This window comes from Candidatus Viridilinea mediisalina, assembly GCF_002532535.1.
Lineage (GTDB): Bacteria > Chloroflexota > Chloroflexia > Chloroflexales > Chloroflexaceae > Viridilinea > Viridilinea mediisalina.
On record NZ_NQWI01000277.1, the window covers coordinates 1 to 1,419 of the forward strand.

At 63.0% G+C, this 1,419-nt stretch carries 1 protein-coding gene; it reads left to right on the top strand.

Translation table 11 applies throughout. The features are described 5' to 3' along the window. The first annotated feature begins 144 nt into the window (after nucleotides 1–144). Nucleotides 145–1,365: a bifunctional diaminohydroxyphosphoribosylaminopyrimidine deaminase/5-amino-6-(5-phosphoribosylamino)uracil reductase RibD gene (ribD, locus tag CJ255_RS21970; RefSeq protein WP_097646199.1), complete on the top strand. Its 1,221-nt coding sequence runs from the start codon at nucleotides 145–147 to the stop codon at nucleotides 1,363–1,365. The last annotated feature ends 54 nt before the right edge of the window (nucleotides 1,366–1,419 follow it).

The window sequence follows — 1,419 nt, forward strand, 5'->3', positions numbered from 1 at the left end:
GCAGATTGCCGAACATGGCGTCCCAATGGGCGTTAGCGTTCTTGATCATGCGGCATGTTCAAGGGTAATTGGTATTAGGCGCTCCCACATGTTCCGCTGTGCGCTGCAACCACCCCGAAGGCAGATGGCTGGGAGGGGGTTGTTGTGGTTGATCCGCCTGATTCTGGGGGCTTGGATGGCCTGAAGTTGGCGATCCAGCAAGCGCAGTTGGTTGTTGGGCGCACCAGTCCCAATCCGCCAGTGGGGGCTGTGGTGCTGCGTGCGGGCCGGATGTACGGAGTGGGCGCGACGCAAGCCCCCGGTGGGCTTCACGCGGAACGGGTAGCTCTGCAACAGGCGGGAGCGAACGCGCAGGGCGCGGATCTCTTTGTGTCGCTCGAACCGTGTACGTTCCATGGGCGCACTCCACCCTGCACCGAGGCGATTATTGCCGCTGGCATCAGGCGGGTCTTCTATGTTGCCCGCGATCCCGATCCGCGTATGGGTGCAGGCGCAGAACCAGTGCTGCGTGCCGCAGGGATTGAAGTGGTGCGCTGTGCCGATCCGCAGGGCCATGTTGCTGATCTGTTGGCCCCCTTTCGCTGCCGCGTGTTGGCGCGGCGTCCGCTCGTGAGTGCCAAGTATGCCATGACGCTTGATGGGCGCATCGCCACGGCCCAGGGCGATAGTCGCTGGATTACTGGCCCCCTTGCGCGCCAACAGGTGCATCGCCTGCGTGATCGTGTGGATGCGCTTATGGTGGGATCGGGCACGATCCGCGCCGATGATCCGCAGTTGACGACGCGCCTTGACACCCATTGGCGCATGGTGCGCCATCCCCTGCGCGTGGTGGTTGATAGCTACGGGCGTACTCCGCTCAGTGCGCACATCCTTGATCCACAACTCCCCGGCATAACCCTGATGGCTACCGTAGCGCCCAATCCGGCTTGGTGTGCAGCGGTGCAGGCACGCGGAATTCATGTAGAGCAATTCCCGCCCGCTGCCGATGGCCGGGTAGACCTGCATGCGCTGCTAGCATACCTAGCTGAACAACGTGGCATCAACCACCTGCTGGTTGAGGGCGGGGCCGTACTACTAGGAGCACTGGCGCAGGCCGGGCTGCTTGATGAAATATATGCCTTCATTGGCCCCAAATTGGTGGGCGCAAGCGACGCCCCCGGCCCACTCGCGGGTGCGGGGGTAGCACGCATGGCCGAGGCCCCCACCTGGACGCTCCAGCGCGTCGAACGCTACGAGCAAGATGTGTTACTGCTCTATCGTGTCGCGCATGCGTCATGGTGGGGAGGGGGAAGGAGCGGGGAGCGGGGAGCGGGGAGCGGGGAGGGGTCTGCTGCTTGCGCCATTAAGGGAAGCGGATGTTGTTGATTACCCCGTTGCTTTGTCACCCTGAGCGAAGGTTCGTAGGAACATTCCTGTTTG